The organism is Dyella japonica DSM 16301 (genome assembly GCF_001010355.1).
GTDB lineage: Bacteria > Pseudomonadota > Gammaproteobacteria > Xanthomonadales > Rhodanobacteraceae > Dyella > Dyella japonica.
On sequence record NZ_JPLA01000015.1, the window covers coordinates 1 to 18,476 of the forward strand.

The 18,476-nt window shown below is 65.8% G+C and carries 16 protein-coding genes and 1 pseudogene; 10 read left to right on the forward strand and 7 right to left on the reverse strand.

Features of this window, described 5'->3' with window-relative positions; all coding sequences use genetic code 11:
- Window positions 1-127: 127 nt before the first annotated feature.
- Window positions 128-1,498 (forward strand): formimidoylglutamate deiminase, encoded by a 1,371-nt coding sequence (locus Y882_RS06460; RefSeq protein WP_046971087.1) that lies wholly within the window; start codon window positions 128-130, stop codon window positions 1,496-1,498.
- Window positions 1,499-1,632: 134 nt separating this feature from the next.
- On the forward strand, window positions 1,633-1,803 hold the full coding sequence (locus Y882_RS19945; RefSeq protein WP_156171342.1) for a hypothetical protein: 171 nt from the start codon (window positions 1,633-1,635) through the stop codon (window positions 1,801-1,803).
- Here the strand turns inward: Y882_RS19945 and Y882_RS06465 are convergent.
- On the reverse strand, window positions 1,788-2,723 hold the full coding sequence (locus Y882_RS06465; protein WP_046971088.1) for a LysR family transcriptional regulator: 936 nt from the start codon (window positions 2,721-2,723) through the stop codon (window positions 1,788-1,790). The genes Y882_RS19945 and Y882_RS06465 overlap by 16 nt on opposite strands.
- Before the next feature lie 106 nt (window positions 2,724-2,829).
- On the opposite strand from Y882_RS06465, the gene Y882_RS06470 reads away from it, so the two are divergent.
- Entirely contained in the window at window positions 2,830-3,936 is a 1,107-nt protein-coding gene (locus tag Y882_RS06470) for an aldo/keto reductase (protein ID WP_046971089.1), read from the forward strand.
- Window positions 3,937-4,138: 202 nt separating this feature from the next.
- Here Y882_RS06470 and Y882_RS06475 read toward each other — a convergent pair whose 3' ends face one another.
- Entirely contained in the window at window positions 4,139-4,630 is a 492-nt protein-coding gene (locus tag Y882_RS06475; RefSeq protein ID WP_046971090.1) for a Spy/CpxP family protein refolding chaperone, read from the reverse strand.
- Between the two features lie 159 nt (window positions 4,631-4,789).
- Between Y882_RS06475 and Y882_RS06480 the strand changes: the two genes are divergently transcribed.
- The 4 genes and pseudogenes from Y882_RS06480 to Y882_RS19165 all read left to right on the forward strand — a co-directional run.
- On the forward strand, window positions 4,790-5,476 hold the full coding sequence (locus Y882_RS06480; RefSeq protein ID WP_046971091.1) for a response regulator transcription factor: 687 nt from the start codon (window positions 4,790-4,792) through the stop codon (window positions 5,474-5,476).
- Window positions 5,473-6,840: a HAMP domain-containing sensor histidine kinase gene (locus Y882_RS06485; protein WP_046971092.1), complete on the forward strand. Its 1,368-nt coding sequence runs from the start codon at window positions 5,473-5,475 to the stop codon at window positions 6,838-6,840. The genes Y882_RS06480 and Y882_RS06485 overlap by 4 nt, the downstream gene beginning before the upstream one ends.
- Before the next feature lie 79 nt (window positions 6,841-6,919).
- Window positions 6,920-7,906: a multidrug resistance efflux transporter family protein gene (locus tag Y882_RS06490; RefSeq protein WP_046971093.1), complete on the forward strand. Its 987-nt coding sequence runs from the start codon at window positions 6,920-6,922 to the stop codon at window positions 7,904-7,906.
- A 49-nt stretch (window positions 7,907-7,955) separates the two neighbouring features.
- Window positions 7,956-8,645: pseudogene (locus Y882_RS19165) on the forward strand (alpha/beta hydrolase); the annotation flags it as partial.
- A gap of 258 nt (window positions 8,646-8,903) precedes the next feature.
- On the opposite strand, the gene Y882_RS06500 reads toward Y882_RS19165, so the two are convergent.
- On the reverse strand, window positions 8,904-10,616 hold the full coding sequence (locus Y882_RS06500) for a sensor domain-containing diguanylate cyclase (protein ID WP_046971095.1): 1,713 nt from the start codon (window positions 10,614-10,616) through the stop codon (window positions 8,904-8,906).
- A 220-nt stretch (window positions 10,617-10,836) separates the two neighbouring features.
- Here Y882_RS06500 and Y882_RS06505 point away from each other — a divergent pair, with 220 nt between their 5' ends.
- Window positions 10,837-12,135 carry an MFS transporter gene (locus Y882_RS06505; protein WP_082120979.1) on the forward strand — a complete coding sequence of 433 codons (1,299 nt, stop codon included), beginning with the start codon at window positions 10,837-10,839 and terminating at the stop codon, window positions 12,133-12,135.
- Between the two features lie 45 nt (window positions 12,136-12,180).
- Here the strand turns inward: Y882_RS06505 and Y882_RS06510 are convergent, their stop codons facing one another.
- The gene (locus Y882_RS06510) at window positions 12,181-13,470 is read right to left on the reverse strand and encodes an alkaline phosphatase family protein (protein ID WP_046971096.1); all 1,290 of its coding nucleotides are present in this window, start codon (window positions 13,468-13,470) and stop codon (window positions 12,181-12,183) included.
- 32 nt (window positions 13,471-13,502) lie between these two features.
- Between Y882_RS06510 and Y882_RS06515 the strand changes: the two genes are divergently transcribed.
- Window positions 13,503-13,700: a hypothetical protein gene (locus Y882_RS06515; protein WP_046971097.1), complete on the forward strand. Its 198-nt coding sequence runs from the start codon at window positions 13,503-13,505 to the stop codon at window positions 13,698-13,700.
- Window positions 13,701-13,857: 157 nt separating this feature from the next.
- Here Y882_RS06515 and Y882_RS06520 read toward each other — a convergent pair whose 3' ends face one another.
- The 3 genes from Y882_RS06520 to Y882_RS06530 all read right to left on the reverse strand — a co-directional run bounded on the left by Y882_RS06520 (window position 13,858) and on the right by Y882_RS06530 (window position 16,552).
- Window positions 13,858-14,385: a methylated-DNA--[protein]-cysteine S-methyltransferase gene (locus Y882_RS06520; protein ID WP_156171343.1), complete on the reverse strand. Its 528-nt coding sequence runs from the start codon at window positions 14,383-14,385 to the stop codon at window positions 13,858-13,860.
- Window positions 14,385-15,875, reverse strand: coding sequence for a DNA-3-methyladenine glycosylase 2 (locus Y882_RS06525; RefSeq protein WP_046971098.1), 1,491 nt, complete (start codon window positions 15,873-15,875; stop codon window positions 14,385-14,387). Before Y882_RS06525 ends, Y882_RS06520 begins: the two co-directional genes overlap by 1 nt.
- A gap of 137 nt (window positions 15,876-16,012) precedes the next feature.
- Window positions 16,013-16,552: a YybH family protein gene (locus Y882_RS06530; protein WP_052949742.1), complete on the reverse strand. Its 540-nt coding sequence runs from the start codon at window positions 16,550-16,552 to the stop codon at window positions 16,013-16,015.
- Window positions 16,553-16,707: 155 nt separating this feature from the next.
- Here Y882_RS06530 and hutU point away from each other — a divergent pair, with 155 nt between their 5' ends.
- On the forward strand, window positions 16,708-18,378 hold the full coding sequence (hutU, locus tag Y882_RS06535) for a urocanate hydratase (protein WP_046971099.1): 1,671 nt from the start codon (window positions 16,708-16,710) through the stop codon (window positions 18,376-18,378).
- The last annotated feature ends 98 nt before the right edge of the window (window positions 18,379-18,476 follow it).

The following is an 18,476-nucleotide window of genomic DNA, read 5'->3' on the forward strand; positions in this document are numbered from 1 at the left end:
GCCTGACCAGCAGCTTGGGCGTGTGTTCCGGAGATTTTTTGGCCATTGCCGCATTATGCCGCAGCGATGTGAACGGCGCGGGGTGGCGAGAGGTTACACTCGAAGTCTGTCCTTACGGAGCTTGCTCATGGCAGCCACCATCCCGACCCGCTACGCCGCTGACCGACTCTGGACGCCGCAGGGCTGGAGCCCTGACGCCGTGTTGGATGTCGATGATGGCGGCATGCTGGTCGAGGGTTCCGCGGGGCACGCCGAGCGCCTCGGCCGTTGGGTGCTGCCGGGCATGCCGAACCTGCATTCGCATGCATTCCAGCGCGCCATGGCGGGGCTGGCCGAACGCAAGGGCAAGAGCGACGACAGCTTCTGGACGTGGCGCGAAACCATGTATGCGTTCGCGGCCACTATCGGCCCGGACGAATTGCAGGCGATCGCCGCGCAGCTCTATGTGGAGATGGTGAAGAGCGGTTACACCCAGGTCTGCGAATTCCACTACCTGCATCACCAGCCCGACGGCACGCCGTATGCGCAGCCCGAGGCGATGTCGCTGGCGCTGATCGAAGCTGCGCGCGAGGCCGGCATCGCGCTGACCTTGTTGCCGGTGCTGTACATGAGCGGTGGTTTCGATGGCCGGCCGCTGGCGCCGCGCCAGTGCCGTTTCGGTCATGACGTGCCGTCCTATCTGCGCCTGCTGGAGAGCCTGCGCAAGCACGAGAGCGACAAGCTGCGTGTGGGCATCGCCCTGCATTCGCTGCGTGCCGTACCGGAGGATGCCTTGCGCGCGGTGCTCGCCGACGATGCATCGAAGAGCTGCCCCATCCACATCCATATCGCGGAACAAATTGGCGAAGTGCAGGACTGCCTGGCTACGCGCGGCGCACGTCCGGTCGAATGGTTGTACGACCACGCGGCGGTGGATGCACGCTGGACGCTGATCCATGCCACGCATTTGACCGACAAGGAAACGCAGCAGATCGCGCGCAGCGGTGCCGTGGCCGGCCTGTGTCCAACCACGGAAGCCAATCTCGGCGATGGGTTGTTTCCGCTGGCGGCTTATCTCGATGCGAACGGTACGCTGGGCATCGGTTCTGATTCGCACATCTCCGTATCGCCGGTGGAGGAACTGCGTTGGCTGGAATACGGCCAGCGCCTGGCAACGCGTCATCGCAACATCGCCGGTCGCCATCAGGGCGACAGCGTGGGCGAAACGCTGTGGCGCGCCGCCTTGCGCGGCGGGGCGAGGGCTTCGGGCTTGCCGATCGGCGAGTTGCGCGCAGGCGCACGGGCTGACTTGATCGTGCTCGACGATCGCGCGCCCTTGCTTGCCGCACGCGACGAACGCTCGCTGATCGACAGCTTCCTGTTCGCCGGCAACGCGCCGCTGGTGCGCGATGTGATGGTGGGTGGCGAATGGATGGTGCGTGGCTTCACCCATCGCGACGAGGATCGCATCGCGGCGCGCTATCGCACGGTGATGGAACGGCTCGCCCAGCAACGCTGACGCGTAAGGCTCAAGCCAGCATGAACGGTGGCTGCGATTTCGATGAATCGCAGCCATCCAAAAGCGTGTGATCTCGTCATCGGGTTTTTCGAGGCCGGCGTTCTCCGGATCGAACCCACCCGAAGGAGAACACCATGCGTCGACTCATGCTGATCGGTCTCGGCCTCGCCGTCATGTTCAGCGCGAGCCTGTCACTCACCGGCTGTGTGGTGGTGGCGCCACGTCCGCACTATGCAGCGCGGGTCTGGGTACCGGCTTACTACGCCCCCGGCAGCGTCTATGTATCCGGTCACTGGCGTTCGTGAGCTGTAGCCAACGCAGCGCAATGCTGGCGCAGGTGCTCGATGAAGGCGCGTAATTTCGGCGGCACCTGCAGCCGGCTGGGGTAGTAGAGATAGAAGCCGTCGAACGGCGGCAACCAGTCGTCGAGCACGCTCTCCAGGCGGCCATCGGCCAGCGCTGCACGCACCGAGGGTTCCACCATGTGCGTCAGCGCGAGGCCGTCGATGGCGGCGCGTATCGCCATGCTCGGGTCGTTGGTGGTGATGGGGCCGTCCACGTCCAGTTCGAACCACTGTCCCTTGGATGCGCCTGTCGGGTGTGCAAATTCCCAGCGGTAGATGGCATTGCTGCTGAAGCGGAAACGCACGCAGTCATGCGTGGCAAGGTCGCGCGGATGGGAAGGGCGTCCGCGCGCTGCAAAATAGCTGGGCGATCCCACCACCACCGCGCGCTGCGGGCCACCCAGCGGCAACGCCACCATGTCTCGCGCCAAACGTTCGCCCAGGCGAATGCCGGCGTCGAAACCATCGGCGATCAAATCGGTGAGGCGATTCTCGACCTGGATATCCAGCTTCACTTCCGGCCATGCGCGCATGAAGGAGGCCACGCAGGGTGCGATCAGGTGATCGAGCACCATCTGCGGTACAGCGACGCGGAGCGTGCCAGCGGGCCGGTCGCCGTGCTGACGCAAGGCATCGATGGCCTCGTCGATTTCGCTGAGGGCAGGGGCGATGCGTTCGAGGAAGGCGTGGCCAGCTTCGGTCAGGCCGACGCGACGCGTGGTCCGGTGCAGCAGGCGCACGCCCACATGGTCTTCGAGTTGCCGCAGTGTCTGGCTGAGCGCGGAGGGCGTGACTTCCAGCTCCGCGGCGGCACGGGTGAAGCTCCCATGGCGGGCGATCAGGCGGAAGGCGCGCAGAGCGGTCGCGTGGTCCTGAGCCATTAATTAGCCTCACTTAATAAAGCATGCACAAGATGCGGATTTTTCCGCGTAATGGCAAGGCGCATGCTCTGCCCATCCGCACCAGCCACCATCACGGGAGTTCGCCATGTCGATCGATGCCTACTACACCCTCGGCCGCTCCGGCCTGCGCGTCAGCCGCCTCGCCCTGGGCACCATGACCTTCGGGGACAACTGGGGCTGGGGAGCGGCGCAGGACACCGCCCGCGCGATGTTCGACCGTTACCTGGACGCCGGCGGCAACTTCATCGATACCGCCGACTTGTATACCGACGGCGCCAGCGAGGAGCTGCTCGGCCAGTTCGTGGCCGACAGCGGCACCCGCGACCGCGTGGTGCTGTCGACCAAGTTCAGCTACAACGCCCAGCCCGGCAACCCCAATGCCGGCGGCAATGGCCGCAAAAACATCCTGCGCGCCGTGGAAGGCTCGCTGCGCCGGTTGCGCACCGATTACATCGATCTCTACCTGCTGCACACCTGGGACCGCCTGACGCCCGCCGAAGAGGTGGTACGCACGCTGGATGACCTGGTACGCGCCGGCAAGATCCGCTACGCCGGCCTGTCGGACGTGCCCGCCTGGTATGCCTCGCGCGCACAGACCTACGCCGAGGCGCACGCGCTCACGCCGCTGGTGAACCTCCAACTGGAGTACTCGCTGATCGAACGGCACATGGAACACGAGTTCGTGCCGATGGCAGGCGAACTGGGCATGGGCATCACCGCATGGAGTCCGTTGGGCATGGGTCTGCTGTCGGGCAAGTACAAGCCTGGCGCAGCGGGCGATGGCCGCTTGTCGAAGATCTCCGGCGCACCGGGTTTCGATCGTTTCACCGAGCGCAACTGGGCGATTGTCGCGGCACTTGAGGCGGTGGCCGCCAAGCTCGGCAAGCCGATGGCGCAGGTCGCGCTCAACTGGGTGGCCACGCAACCGGGCATTGCCTCGGTGATTGTCGGCGCCACCAAGCTGGCGCAGCTCGATGACAACCTTGCGGCGCTGTCATTCGACATCCCTGCCGAGCTGCGTGGCCAGTTGAACGACGCGAGCGCGCTGGAGCCCACGTTCCCGTACTGGTTCTTTGGCGACGTACAGCAGTCGCGTATCCATGGCGGTGTGGCGGTGGGCAGCAAGCCGGAGGGCTATGCGCACAAGGTCTTCGTGCCGGCCGCGCAACAGGCGGGATTCAAGGCCGATTGAGCGAAAGCTGTCTTGTGTAGGAGCGCACTTGTGCGCGACAAACCTACGGAGCGGTGTCTGTGTGAGGCTGCGGTCGCGCACAAGTGCGCTCCTACAAAGGGTCTAAGCCTCCAAAAAAACGGCGCCAGCATGCAGGCTGGCGCCGAGTTTCTTGCTGGCGCCGAGGCAGCGCCGTTACGTTGTTATGACGTCGTCCGAACCGTTACTGGGCCGAGGACGAACCCGTGGTCGGGTGCGTGGCCTTGAACTGTTCCCACTGCTGGTGACGGGCGACCTGCTGAGCCTTGAAGGTGGCCAGCTGGGCCTGCTGGGCGGGGGTGAGGATGGCGTAGACCTGGGCGCGGATCGCGGCGCGCTGCTGCACGCGTGCCGTGGTGGCGGCGCCTTCGGCCTGGGCCAGGGCGGTAGCCGCGGCCTGGTAACCGGAAGCATTCGGAGCCATCTGCTCGAACGCCTCACGCTGCTGACGCAGCGCCTGGCGCTGGGCCTTACCCTGCGAGAAGGAGCTCTGCATGATCTGCTTGATGCTGGCCTTCTGGGCGTCGCTAAGGTTCAGCTTGCTGTACGCCTCAAACGCGCCGTGACCATGACCGTGGCCGCCGTGCGGGCCACCGTCCTGGGCGGACGCGATGGCGAACGGAGCGAGAGCAACAGCCGAAGCGAGCACCAGAGCGAGAGAGATGTTCTTGCGCATGGGGATTACCTGTGTCGTGGTGGAGGGGTCTTGCGTGGTGCCTATTTGACGACGGCGCTATGTGTATGTTCTTTGCGGGAAGGTAAAGAACGGTAAAGCCGGTGGAGCAAGTTCCTTCGCACCGCTTGAATGGCCGCCAGGAAACCGAAAAAGCCCGACATGCCCCGAATTCTCATCGTTGACGACGACCGCGCACTGGCTGAGCTGCTGGCTGAATACCTGCGGCGCGAGGGCTTCGTGGTGGATGTCGCGCACGACAGCGAAGCAGGCCTTGCGCAGCTGCACAATCCGACGACGCGACCGGACCTGCTGATCCTCGACGTGATGATGCCGGGGCGCGACGGCCTCGATACGTTGCGTGAACTGCGCCTCAAGCATCGCCTGCCGGTGATCATGCTGTCGGCCAAGGGCGAGCCGGTGGATCGCGTGATCGGGTTGGAACTGGGTGCGGACGACTACCTCACCAAGCCTTGCCTGCCGCGCGAACTGCTCGCGCGTGTACGCGCACAGCTGCGACGCAACACGCCGGCCACCGCAGGCACGCTGCAGGTGGGCGTGCTGCGGCTGGAGCCTGGCGAGCGTCGCGCCTATGTGGGCGAGCAGGAGTTGTCGCTGACCGGTGCGGAATTCCAGCTGCTGCTGGCGCTCGCCCAGCGCACCGGCGAACTGGTGGACAAGGCCACGCTCACGCGCATGGCGCTGGGCCGCGAGCTGGAGCGTTTCGACCGCAGCATCGACGTGCACGTGAGCCGCCTGCGCCACAAGCTGGCGGAAGCGTCGCCGCAGGCGCCTCGCATCGATTCCGTGCGCGGCGCGGGCTACAGCCTCGTGGCGGGTGGCGCGTGAGTCCGTTCAAGAGCTCGCTGTATTGGCGCGTGCTGATCAGCTTCTGCGCCGCCAACCTGCTGGCGCTGGCCCTGGGCATCTTCCTCACGCAGCACTTCATCGAATACAGCACGGCGGTGGAGATCAACTGGTCCGCCGTGGCCCAAGGCGCTGACCAGGCTTTTGAGGCGGGCGGCTCGACGGCGCTCACGGAATGGTCGCTGCAGCAGCGGCGAGAAGGCATCGAGGCGACGCTGTACGAAAACGGCCAGGCGCTGTCGCCGATCCGCATGCCTTCGTCGGTGCAGGAATCGCTGCCGAGCTGGCTGGACGAAAAGCGCGACATGGTGCTGCAGCCATGGCCGAATCTTTATCTCGCCGTGCAGCAGATACGGGGCAGCGATGGCCATGTGCGCCAGCTGGTGGCGCTGAGCCGCACCCACTCGCGGCTGCGCCAGCAGACGCGGCAGACGATTTTCCTGGCTTTCCAGGGCGGACTCTCGCTGTTGTTCATCGGCTTTGTCGGCTGGTGGGTGGCGCGCAGTGTGGCCAAGCCGGTGGAGGCGATCAGCAAGGCCACTCGGCGCATGGCGGCAGGCGAGTTGTCCGCGCGCGTCGAGGGGCAGGGGCGCAGAGCGCCGGAGGAACTCACTCAACTCGCCAGCGACTTCGACGCGATGGCCGAGCGCATCGAAGCCCTCGTCGCCCACGACCGCAGCGTGCTGCAAGACCTCTCGCATGAATTGCGCTCGCCGCTGGCGCGCCTGCACCTGATCCTCGATCTCGCCCAACGCAGCGGCACGCCTGAAGAAGCCGCGCGTTACTTCCTGCAGGCAGAACAGGAAATCGGCCGGCTCGACGATATGACCGGCGAAATGCTGGCGCTGTCGCGGCTGGAAGGCGGCATTCCCGGGGTCAACCGCGAACCGGTGGACCTGGCCGCGCTACTGCGCGAAAGCGCGCGCCGTGCCGAACTGGAAGCCGCCGCGCGTCATATCACGTTGGAACTTCTCGACACTGCGCCGGCCGTCGTATCGGGCAACGAGCTGCTGCTGGAGCGGGCGTTGGACAACCTTATCGCCAATGCGATCAAGTTCAGCCCGCCGGGTGGTCGCGTCGAACTCAAAGCGCAGGCGCAGGCCGGCCATGTCGACGTCTCCGTGCGCGACAACGGTCCCGGCGTGCCGGAAGCCGAGCTGGGCTCGCTGTTCCGGCCGCTGTTCCGCGGCAGCAATGCGTCGCGTGCCGATGGACACGGGCTGGGGCTGGCCATCGTCCAGCGCGTGGTCAAGGCGCATGGCGGCGACATCCACGCGGAAAACGTCGATGGCGGCGGGTTGTTGGTCGCCCTGCAACTGCCATTGGCGCCGGACACTGGCGGCTGATTCGAACTCAGAGCAGTCGACGGCCTTCGAAAACGCCCGCGCGTCTGCGACACTCGGTGTTTTCGACCACGGCCTGCCGATGCGCTCCAACGCTATCGCCGCGGTGGGACTGGCGCTGTGCGCGGCGCTGTTCTTCACCATGACCTATGTACTCAACCGCAGCCTGGTCGCCGGCGGCGGGCATTGGGCGTGGGCGGTGATCCTGCGTTATCTGATCACCTTGCCGCTGCTCGCTATCGCCTTGCCCTGGCAGGGTGGCCTGGGCGAATTGCCGAATGAGTTGAAGCGCTATCCGCGTGCCTGGCTGTTGTGGAGTGCGGTCGGCTTCGTGTTGTTCGGCCTGCCGCTGACGTGGGCGGCCAACAGCGGCCCGTCCTGGCTGGTGGCGGGCAGTTTCCAGACCACCGTGCTGGCCGGTCCGCTGCTCGCACCGCTGATCTATCGCGATGCGCGCCGACATCTGGCATGGCGCAGCGTGGCGATCGGCGTGCTGATCGTGGCCGGCGTGTTTGCACTGCAATGGGGACATGCCCAAGGCGAGTTGCGCGCCAGCGATTGGCTGGCGATGGCGGCGGTGGTGTTCTCGGCCTTCATGTATCCGCTGGGCAACCGCATGGTGCTGCTGCATCTGGAACATAGCGGCGCGCAGATCGGCGCCACCCAGCGCGTGTTCGGCATGACGCTGTGCAGCTGGCCGCTGTGGTTGGTGCTCGCCGCCGTGACCTGGATCGCGGTAGGCCCGCCGGGCTGGCGCGAAATCCTGTTGGCCGGCGGCGTGGCCTTGTCGTCGGGCGTGATTGCCACGGTGTTGTTCTTCCGCGCTACGGCGATGGTGCGCACCGAGCCTACGGCGCTCGCCGCGGTGGAAGCGATGCAGGCGGCCGAGCTGTTGTTTGCCACGGTGATCGGCGCGAGTTTTTTGGGTGAGGCATGGCCGCACGGTTACTCCGCTTTCGGCGCGGTCATGATTATCGTGGGCATTGCGTTGTTCGGTTGGGTGAGTGGCCGTTCGGCAGCGGGGCATCGGGAAGAAGTGCGCACATTGGAGACGGATCGTGGTGCATGAGCGCGGGTGGAAGGTGATGCGTGACGTTTGGAAAGGTGTGGCGATCTGCATGCTCGTTGGAGCGTTGGTCACACCGTTGCCGTTGCTGGCTGGCGAACAGGCGCTGGCGCCAGAAAAATTGGTGCTTGATGCGAAGGCGTTTGCGCCCGAGCAGATCAAGGTGACGGTCTACCTTCCTCCTGGCTACACGAGCTCCGACGCGCGCTATCCCGTGCTCTATGCGAATGACGGCCAGGACATGGATGCGGTTGGCTTGCAGCAAACGCTGGCAACGCTCTACGCGCATCACGCCATCCAGCCGGTGATCGTGGTCGCGGTGGATATGCTCAAGGATCGCGCGTCTGGCTATGGGCTGTTCGATCGCGCACGGCGGCAGAGCATCGTGGGTGGCTCGCGTATCGGCCCGATCGGGGCGCGTGCGTACGATTACTCCGCATGGGTCGCCAACACGCTGGTGCCCTATGTCGACGCTCACTACCGCACGCAGGCCTCAGCCCAAGGCCGCACCATGCTCGGCTGGTCGCTGGGTGCGCTCAATGCATTCAGCTTGGGCTGGGAGTATCCGGACGTGTTCGGGCAGGTAGGCGCGTTCTCGCCGTCGTTCTGGCTGGCCGCCGATCGCAGCGATGCGCAGGCGGTGGAAAGCACGCGCCTGGCGCAGGCGGTGGTGGACCGGGCAGGGCAGCGCAAGCCGCTGCGTTTCTGGTTTGCGGTAGGCGGCCATGAAGAAACCAATGACCGCAACCACAACGGCACCATCGACGCCGTCGAAGATCTGCAGGATTTGATCAACGGTTTCGCGGCGCCGGACGGCAGCCATCGCCGGGGACTGCGCGACCTTGGCTATCGCATCGACACGGATCGCCCCGACCAGCCATCGCAAGCGGACCAGGTCGTCTACGATCTGCTGCCCGATGGGGAACACAACCAGGCCACCTGGAAGCGCATGTTGCCAGTGTTCCTGCGCTGGGCGTATGGCGTGACGCCGAAAGGGGAATCAGCCCGCCACGGCGGTCAACGGCGTGTGTGCGACCACGCAGTTGCGGCCCAGGGTTTTGGCGCGATAGAGCGCCGCATCGGCGCGGGCGATCAGATCGTCCGCCGTATCGGCAGGTCCGGTAAGACTGGCCACGCCCATGCTGATGGTGGTCTGCAGCGAATTGCCGCGCGCGTGCACATGCAGCGACTCGATGCTGCGGCGGATGCGCTCGCCCACCGCCATGGCCTGCTCGTGCGTGGTGGCTGGCAGCAGTGACACGAACTCCTCGCCGCCATAGCGGCCCAGGCTGTCCGTCGGGCGCAGCTCGTCGGCGATCGCGGCAGCCACCGCGCGCAGGCAGGCATCGCCGGTCTGGTGACCGTAGCGGTCGTTCACCGACTTGAAGTGATCCATGTCCAGGAAGATCAGCGCCAGCGGCTGGTGCTGCGGTCGCGCCTGCGAGACGGCCTCATGCAACCGCGCGACCAGGGCGCGGCGATTGAGCAGGCCGGTGAGCGCGTCGTGATCGGCCAGATGATGTGCCACGTCGCGTTCGCGCCGCGCACGCAAGGACAGGTCGGCCAAACCAATCGTGACCACGATGCTGCAGAACGCAGTGGCGAACGGCAGGCCGTATTCCAGCCAGCGCGGCTGGTCCAGCGCCAGCAACACCTGGCCCAGTCGCACCACGGTCAGCAGCACCTGGGGCAGCCATGCCACCAGGAAAAAACGAGCCTGCCGCCCATGCCGGGAGGCAGCAAGCACGATGGTGGCCAGGGCCCACAACGAAGTGACGATGAACCACAGGTTGTACGCACTGGCCAGCAGGTGCATGCGCTCCGCGAACGGGAAACACAGCAGGGCGGCGATCAGTACGTACGGCCAGCGCATATACCCCAGCGCCCGTGCAGGACGCGGGGTGATCTGGCGCAACTCGCAGAATTCCAGGATGAAGGAGAACAGCAGCGGTGCGCTGAGCGCCACGAACAGCCACGGCGCATGCGTACCCAGCGGCACCAGCAGCGAGCCGCCGGGCAGTTCGTACATCTCGCCGCTCATCAGCAACTGGTTCATCAGCTGGCAACCCGTATAGCCGATGAAATACAGCAGCACGCGATCGCGCAGCACCAGCCACAGGCACAGCGCCGCAAGGATCATGGTGAACTGCACGCTGGAGAACAGCGTGGTCAGGCGCACATGGGTCAGGTCTTGCGCCTGGTAGGTGGCCATGTCGGTGATGTCGGCGCGGATCTGCCGGGTGAAGTTGTCGGCAGCAATCTGCACATAGATCGGCTGATCGGCGCGCAAGTCGTGCGGCAGCTCCAGCGCGAGATGGTGGCGCGAGTAGCGCGCCAGCTGGTCGGTCTGGGCAAACCACAGCTCGTGCGGTTGATAGTCCGGCGGCGCATACACGTTGATGCGGATATAGGTGGCGCCGGTGAAATTGAGCACGGGCGAACTCGCCTCGTGCCAGTCGCGGTCGATGGTCAGGCGATACCAGCGCTGCGTCTCCACCGCGTTGGGCGTATGCGTCGAGCGGCTGGGCAGGAAGCGCTCGTCCATGCCGCCGTGGATCACCTGCGCCGGTGTCGGCGCCGGCTTGAGCGGCGCCAGCGAGGCCACTTGCAGGGTCGGGATGGCGGAGCGCGCAGGCATCGCCTGTGCGGCCAGTGCAAAGCACATGGCGCACATCCAGGTGAACAACACCACGATGGGCTCGCGTATCGACATATCCCCCCTTGCTGCCGGTCCCCTGTTACCGGCGTGCGGGGCGGGTCCTTCCTTCGGACAGCTACCCCGGCGTCTTTATGTATCACGTTCCACACGCGATATGGACTTTTTGGCCAGCCCGGGCCAGGTCGTCAGGATCCGGGGCGGCCATGAGCGGCGGTCGAACACGATCACGGCAAGTCTTATGCTTATCGCCTCGGCAGTCGTTGGCGGTGGTGGCATGGCAAGGCGGGAAAGCGTGAAACCGGTCTCTCAGGCAGAACATCGGCCCGAGGGCGGCGAACTTGAATCGCACGACTTTATCCGCCACGGCACACCGGCGTTTCGACGGACCAACCTGGCGCTGTTTGCCGCCGGTCTGGCCACGTTCGGCCTGCTGTACTGCATCCAGCCCCTGATGCCCGAGTTCAGCAAGGACTATGGCGTCAGCGCGGCCGTCGCGGCGCTCTCGCTGTCGCTGACCACCGGCGTGCTGGCGTTCGCCATGCTGTTTGCCGGCGGCCTGTCCGATGCCTGGGGCCGCAAGACCATCATGACGGCCTCGCTGCTGTCCTCGTCCGTGCTGGTGCTGCTCACCGCGTTGGTGCCCGACTGGCACATGCTGCTGATCCTGCGCGCCCTGCTGGGGCTGACGCTGAGCGGGTTGCCCGCGGTGGCGATGACGTATCTCAGCGAGGAGATGCACGCCGAATCGATCGGCCTGGGCATGGGCCTGTATATCAGCGGCAACGCCATTGGCGGCATGGGCGGACGCCTGGTGGCCGGCGTGCTGGCCGAGTTTTTCGGATGGCGCGTGGGCGTGGCCACGGTGGGGGTGATCGGGCTGGTCGCCGGCATCGTGTTCTGGCGCAGCCTGCCGCCGTCGCGCCATCACGTGCAGCGGCCGTTTCATCTTGGCGCACTGATGGGGCGATTCGCCTCGACGTTTCGCGATCCCGGCCTGCCATGGCTGTTTGCCGAAGGCTTCCTGCTGCTGGGCGCGTTCGTCACGCTGTACAACTACATCGGCTACCGCTTGCTCGCGCCGCCCTATGGGCTCAACCAGGCGGTGGTGGGCGCGATCTTCAGCGTGTATCTGATCGGTACGTTCAGTTCGGCCTGGATGGGCCATCTCGCCGGCAAGCTCGGGCGACGCAAGGTGTTGTGGACGGCGTTTGCGCTGATGCTGGTGGGATTGGCGCTGACGGCCGCGCGGCCACTGTGGCTGATCGTGCTCGGCATCGTCGCGGTGACGTTCGGCTTTTTCGGCGGCCATTCCATCGCCAGCAGCTGGGTCGGGCGACGCGCCGGCGACAACAAGGCGCAAGCCTCGTCGCTTTACCTGTTTTCCTATTACATGGGTTCCAGTCTGGCCGGTGCCAGCGGTGGCCTGTTCTACGCCTCGCATGGCTGGAACGGCGTGGCGGTATTCGTTGGCGCGCTGGTCGTCGCCGGACTGGTGATTGCGTGGCGCCTGTATCGACTGCCGCCACTCGTCAGTCCGTCCCGCCCGGAAACAGAACCGCCGATTCCGCAGTGAGGCTGCGGAAGCGCGTTGCGCGCATCCGCAGCGGGAGTTGCCGGCTTACTGCACATCCGGCTTGAGCATGCCCTTCACTGCGTCGTAGTCGCCATCGTTGGTGGCGGCCGGCAGGTCGAGCAGGTGGGTCATCAGCGGGTAGACGTCCACGTTCGGAAACGACGCGACTTCGGCGCCTGCGCGGAACGCCGGGCCGTGCGCGACGAACAGCGCCTGCATCTGCGGCGCGGCGTTGTCGTAACCGTGGTCGCCGCGCATCGGCTCTTTCTTCTTCGCCAGGTACTCGCGGGTGGAGATGCGCCAACCGACATCGGCCAGGCACAGCAGCTGCGGCACGCGCGGATTGCTGCCGTAGGCGAGTCGTGCGGGTACGCGCGTCTTGTCCCAGCACGTCATGTGCTGCTGCGGCTGCTCCATGCTGGCTTCGATCTTCGCGAAATCAAACCCCGGCTTCGGGTTGAAGCCGGCCAGCACGCCCACGCTCACCAGCCCCACCTGCTTGAGCGGGATGAGTTTGTCGATCACCACCACGTTGTGCGCCGGTGAACTGGCCATGCCATGGTCGGCCACAATGATCATGTTGATGCGATCGAGCAGGCCGCGCTGCTGCAGGCCTTTGACGAGTCGATCCAGTGCCGCATCGGTGTGCGCAATCGCTTCGTTGACCTGCGGCGTATCGGGTCCGAAATGGTGGCCGGCATGGTCCACTTCATCGAAGTACAGCGTGAGGAAGGTCGGGCGCTCGCCAGCCGGAAGATCCAGCCAGGCCAGCACTTGGTCCACGCGCTGGTCGGGCGTGATCTTGCCGTCGTACGGCTTCCAGTAGTTCGGGTGGGCGCCGTGGATATCCGCTTCCGAGCCAGGCCAGAACATGGTGGCCGTCTTCATGCCGTGCTGCTGCGCGGTTTCCCACAGCGGTGTGCCTTGCGCCCACCACTGGCCATTGCTCACTGCCTCGCGATTGCCGAGCGAAAATTTGCCGAGCACCGGATCGGTCATCGTGTTGTTGACGATGCCGTGGTGATCCGGGCGCAGGCCGGTGACGAGGGTGTAGTGATTGGGAAACGTCAGCGACGGGAACGACGGCTGCATGCCGTCGGCGGCGCGCACGCCTTGCCTGGCCAGCGATGCCAGCGTGGGGCTGAGTCCGCGTTCGATGTAATCGGAGCGATAGCCGTCGATCGAGATCAGCAGCAGCGGTGCCGGTGCGGGGGCGGGCTTCGCTACGGCGACGGGTTGCGGCGACGGCGCGGAAACCGGTTGCGGGTGGGTCGTGGCACAAGCTGCTGCAAGCACAATCAACGAACAGAGCAGCGGGCGAAACAGGATCTTCATGCGCAAGGACTTATGATCGATACAAAGTCCGTATGATCGCCCAGGCGTATGACCATTACACGTCTTTTTCTTTGCGCAACTTTCGTCACTTGCTCGTGCTGGGCCGGTATGGCAGCGGCGTATCCGCAAGCCAGTGGCGCACCCGCGAGCAGCGCCACGGCGGAAGCGTCCGCCACCACGACGACGCGCAAGCCGGCATCGCAGGCGAATACGAAGACATCGCATGTTGATGCGAAGGCAATACCCGCGAGCAAGGGCAAGCCAACACCGGCGCCGGCCACGCCGGAGACGTATCACCTATCGCACCGGCCGCATCAACTCGATTCCTACCAGAACGCGTTGACACCACCGCCGGCGGCGAACGAGCGCTGATCGTCGACCCTTGGCCTAGTGCGCAGCGTGCGTAAGCTGCGCGCCGAACAAGTCACCGTCGGCGATGCGGCTTTCCATCGCCAACAGAAACTGCTTGGTCGGCAGCCCGCCGCCGAAGCCCGTGAGACTGCCGTTCGCACCGATCACGCGATGGCACGGCAGCACGATCGGCAGTGGATTGCGTCCATTCGCGGCGCCCACGGCACGCACGGCTTGCGGATGCTGGATGCGGCGCGCGAGTTCGCCGTAGCTGATGGTGGTGCCGTAAGGAATGCGTGACAGCTCCCACCACACCTCCTGCTGGAACGGCGTGCCCAGCGGATGCAGCTTGAGATCGAATTGCTGGCGAACGCCGGCGAAGTATTCTTCGAGCTGCTGCCTCGTCTGGGCGAGAGGCTCACGTGCACGTATCCACGCCGGGTTTGGTGCGCGCTGATGGCGACCGGTGGAGAACCAGATCTCGCGCAGTCCGGCTTCGTCCGCGACCAGGCGCAGCAGGCCGATCGGCGTGTCCATCTCGTCGTGAAAAATAAGCTCGTTCATCAGGCCACCTGCTTGCTCGATGCGGCGGCGTCGCTGGCGCTGCGCCACAAGTGCATGACGGAGTACGCGCGCCACGGTCGCCAACCCTCGGCGAGCGACGTCAGCGCCTTGGTCGACAACTCCGGACCGTCACCGGCGGCAACGCGACGAAGAATCAGGTCGGCCGAGGGAAATGCATCCGGATGGCTGAGCGCACGCATCGCCATGTAATGCGCCGTCCATTCGCCGATGCCCGGCAGGGCGACCCAGCGTTCCACGAATTCGTCCAGCGGTTGCTCGCTGCGAAAATCGATGCGCCCGTCCAACAGCGCCTGGGCGACGCCGCGCACGGTCGCCGCACGGGCCGTGGTGAGGCCGATCGAACGCAGATCCGCATCGACCAGCAACTCCGGGCCCGGGAACAGGCGCTGCAGTTCTGGCACCGGCGATACCACCGGTGTGCCGAAGTGCTGCACGATGCGCGTCGCCAGCGTCCGCGCAGCCGCCACGCTCACTTGTTGGCCGAGGATCGCGCGCACGGCGATCTCGAAGCCGTCCCAGCCGCCCGGCAGGCGCAAACCGGGACGCTTGCGCAGCAGTGGCCGCAGCACGGGACTTTCCTTCAGCGCATCGCTGATCGATTGCGGGCTGGCGTCCAGGTCGAACATCCGGCGCAGCTTGTTCACCACGCCCAGCATCTGCGCCGGTTGTGGGCAGTGCAGCTCCAGCCGCAGCGCATGATCGTGGCCGGGCCATGCACTCAGGCGCAGCCAGCCCGGCGCTTCGGGCGTACCGAACACACGCGCATAACTGTGTTCGTCCACGTGTTCGACGCCGGGCAGTGCGCGGCCGCGCAGGAACGCGAGGATCGCCTCGAAATCGTAAGGCGGCCGATACGCAAGCCGTAGCGTGATCGCATCGCCGGTCGCCGCGCCGGGGTGGCGACGCAGGTCGCGCGGCGCCATGCGGTTCGCTTGCAGGAACGCGGCATTGAAGCGACGCAAGCTGCCGAAGCCGGACGCGAGCGCGACTTCCGTGACAGGCATGGTGGTCTCGGTCAGCAGCTGCTTCGCGAACAACAGGCGTCGCGTCGTATGCACGCTGATCGGCGGCGCACCAAGTCGTTCCACGAACAACCGGCGCAGCTGCCGCGCGCCGACGCCGACGCGTTCGGCCATCGCATCCACGGACAATTCGTCGAACGCGCCGCTGTCCATCAATTTCAGCGTGCGCGCAATCACATGGTCGCCGCGCTGCCACGCATCGTTGCCGGGCGACAGTTCAGGCCGGCAACGCAGGCATGGCCGAAAGCCGGCCGCTTCCGCCGCCGCGGCACTCGCGTAATAACGCACATTCTGCGGCTTCGGCGATGGGGCAGGGCAGACCGGGCGGCAGTAGATGCGCGTGCTGGTGACGGCGGTGAAGAACAGTCCGTCGAAGCGCGCGTCGCGGCTGAGGCGGGCCTGCTCGCAGGTACGGTCGTCGGGCAACGGGGCGGTTGGAGTGGCCATGGCGCAAGGTTAGCACCGGGGATCGATCCGGACTGGCCGTTTTCGGACATCAATATCAACGGGTTCAGCCGCCAAGGCTTTCGAAGTTCGGCTGCATCGCCGCGCCATGGATCATTGCAATGATGCGTGCTGCGCGTTCAGTGAACGACGGCAAGCGACACGAGATCAGGCGCGCATTCCGCACGGCGCCCTGACTCGAAATTCGCCACGTCCTGTGCGGTCGCCGTGCGTCCTTCGTCGCCGGCATCGAACATCACGCGCCACACGCCGTCGCCGCCGCGATGCCACACCGTGCTGAATGCGATCAGCGTGAAGCGCGGGTTTGCGTTCGGCGCGAGGTTTTCCAGCAGGGCAGGTCCACTCGACAGCACGGTCGAAGGATCGCCTGCCTGCACCACCCATGCGGGGTACCAGCGCACGCGCATGCTCTTGCCTTCGAGCAGGCCCTTCCACTGTTTGACGATGGCTGCCCGGCCGCGCTGCGGATGCGCCGTGTTCGCCGCGAACACGGCATCGTTGTCGATGTGCTCGGCGAATGCCTTCTCGTCGTGCCGATCCACGGATGCCGCGAACGACAGTTCTCGCTGCCACACCGCGCAACGCGATGTTTCAGCAGCCTGCGCGTGACCAACGGACGCGGCCATCGCCATCACGGCCAGTATCAGGAAACGCTGCATGGGCGCAACCTCAGGGGGAGTGGGGCAAGCATGATTTCGCCTTGTGCGGCGCGAAAGTGCCGAAAGGTGGATCGGCGGGACTTTGCCGCAATGCGGTTTGCGGGCGCCGGCTGGCCTCGTCACAATGGCACTTTCCCCTGGCTGTGACGCTTCCCATGAACGCTCCCACCCGCATCGACACCACCCGTACCATCCGCGCGCCGCGCGGCACCGAATTGACCTGCAAGAGCTGGCTCACCGAGGCGCCGTTCCGCATGCTGCAGAACAACCTCGATCCGGAAGTGGCGGAGAATCCGGCCGAACTGGTGGTCTACGGCGGCATCGGGCGGGCGGCGCGCAACTGGGAATGCTTCGACGCGATCCTGCGCGCCCTGCGCGAGCTCAACGACAACGAGACGCTGCTGATCCAGTCCGGCAAGCCGGTCGGCGTCTTCCCGAGCCACCCGGATGCGCCGCGCGTGCTGCTGGCCAATTCCAACCTGGTACCGGCATGGGCGAACTGGGAGCACTTCAACGAGCTCGATAAGAAGGGCCTGATGATGTACGGCCAGATGACGGCCGGCTCGTGGATCTATATCGGCTCGCAGGGCATCGTGCAGGGCACCTACGAGACCTTCGTGGAAATGGGTCGCCAGCACTACGGCGGCAGCCTCAAGGGCAAATGGATCCTCACCGCCGGCCTCGGCGGCATGGGCGGCGCGCAGCCGCTCGCCGCGTCGCTGGCCGGTGCGTGCTCGCTGAACATCGAATGCCAGCAGAGCCGCATCGATTTCCGCCTGAAGACGCGTTACGTCGACGAGCAGGCGACAGACCTGGACGACGCGCTTGCGCGCATCGCGAAATACACCGCGGCTGGCGAAGCAAAGTCGATCGCGCTGCTCGGCAACGCGGCCGATGTGCTGCCGGAGCTGGTGCGCCGCGGCGTGCGTCCGGATGCGGTCACCGACCAGACCAGCGCGCACGATCCGGTCAACGGTTATCTGCCGCAGGGCTGGACGGTTGAGCAGTGGTTCGAGCGCCGCAAGAGCGATCCGACCGGCACCGCCAAGTCCGCCAAGCAGTCGATGAAGACGCACGTGGAAGCGATGCTCGCGTTCCACCAGCAGGGTGTGCCGACGTTCGATTACGGCAACAACATCCGCCAGATGGCGAAGGACGAAGGTTGCGCGGATGCGTTCGCGTTCCCGGGTTTCGTGCCGGCCTTCGTGCGTCCGCTGTTCTGCCGCGGCGTCGGTCCATTCCGCTGGGTGGCGCTGTCGGGTGATCCGGAAGACATCTACAAGACCGACCAGAAAGTGAAGGAGCTGATCCCCGACGATCCGCACCTGCATCGCTGGCTGGACATGGCCAAGGAGCGCATCAACTTCCAGGGCCTGCCGGCGCGCATCTGCTGGGTGGGTCTGGGTCTGCGCCACAAGCTGGGCCTGGCGTTCAACGAGATGGTGCGCAACGGCGAGCTGAAGGCGCCGGTGGTGATCGGCCGCGATCATCTCGATTCGGGTTCGGTGGCCAGCCCCAATCGCGAGACCGAAGCGATGCGCGACGGTTCGGATGCGGTCAGCGACTGGCCGCTGCTGAACGCCATGCTCAACGTGGCCGGCGGCGCGACCTGGGTGTCGCTGCACCATGGCGGCGGCGTGGGCATGGGTTATTCGCAGCATTCGGGCGTGGTCATCGTATGCGATGGCAGCGAAGCGGCCGACCAGCGTCTTGCGCGCGTGCTGTGGAACGACCCGGGCACCGGCGTGATGCGTCATGCCGATGCCGGTTACCAGATCGCCATCGACTGCGCGAAAGAGCAGGGCCTGAACCTGCCGATGATCTGATCGCGTCGCGGTGCCTTGCGCATGGCGCAGGGCACCGCTCGCTGCGTGCCGGGGCAGGGCCAGTTCTGCGCCCGTGATTTGCCATGGTCAGCTGCGAA

Coding starts and splice junctions, on each gene's coding strand:
- Y882_RS06505 (WP_082120979.1), top strand. CDS start 10,837: ATGGCAAGGCGGGAAAGCGTGAAACCGGTCTCTCAGGCAGAACATCGG.
- Y882_RS06460 (WP_046971087.1), top strand. CDS start 128: ATGGCAGCCACCATCCCGACCCGCTACGCCGCTGACCGACTCTGGACG.
- Y882_RS06475 (WP_046971090.1), bottom strand. CDS start 4,630: ATGCGCAAGAACATCTCTCTCGCTCTGGTGCTCGCTTCGGCTGTTGCT.
- Y882_RS06480 (WP_046971091.1), top strand. CDS start 4,790: ATGCCCCGAATTCTCATCGTTGACGACGACCGCGCACTGGCTGAGCTG.
- Y882_RS06520 (WP_156171343.1), bottom strand. CDS start 14,385: ATGAACGAGCTTATTTTTCACGACGAGATGGACACGCCGATCGGCCTG.
- Y882_RS06530 (WP_052949742.1), bottom strand. CDS start 16,552: ATGCAGCGTTTCCTGATACTGGCCGTGATGGCGATGGCCGCGTCCGTT.
- Y882_RS06525 (WP_046971098.1), bottom strand. CDS start 15,875: ATGGCCACTCCAACCGCCCCGTTGCCCGACGACCGTACCTGCGAGCAG.
- Y882_RS06490 (WP_046971093.1), top strand. CDS start 6,920: ATGCGCTCCAACGCTATCGCCGCGGTGGGACTGGCGCTGTGCGCGGCG.
- Y882_RS06515 (WP_046971097.1), top strand. CDS start 13,503: ATGATCGCCCAGGCGTATGACCATTACACGTCTTTTTCTTTGCGCAAC.
- Y882_RS06500 (WP_046971095.1), bottom strand. CDS start 10,616: ATGTCGATACGCGAGCCCATCGTGGTGTTGTTCACCTGGATGTGCGCC.
- Y882_RS19945 (WP_156171342.1), top strand. CDS start 1,633: ATGCGTCGACTCATGCTGATCGGTCTCGGCCTCGCCGTCATGTTCAGC.
- Y882_RS06510 (WP_046971096.1), bottom strand. CDS start 13,470: ATGAAGATCCTGTTTCGCCCGCTGCTCTGTTCGTTGATTGTGCTTGCA.
- hutU (WP_046971099.1), top strand. CDS start 16,708: ATGAACGCTCCCACCCGCATCGACACCACCCGTACCATCCGCGCGCCG.
- Y882_RS06470 (WP_046971089.1), top strand. CDS start 2,830: ATGTCGATCGATGCCTACTACACCCTCGGCCGCTCCGGCCTGCGCGTC.
- Y882_RS06465 (WP_046971088.1), bottom strand. CDS start 2,723: ATGGCTCAGGACCACGCGACCGCTCTGCGCGCCTTCCGCCTGATCGCC.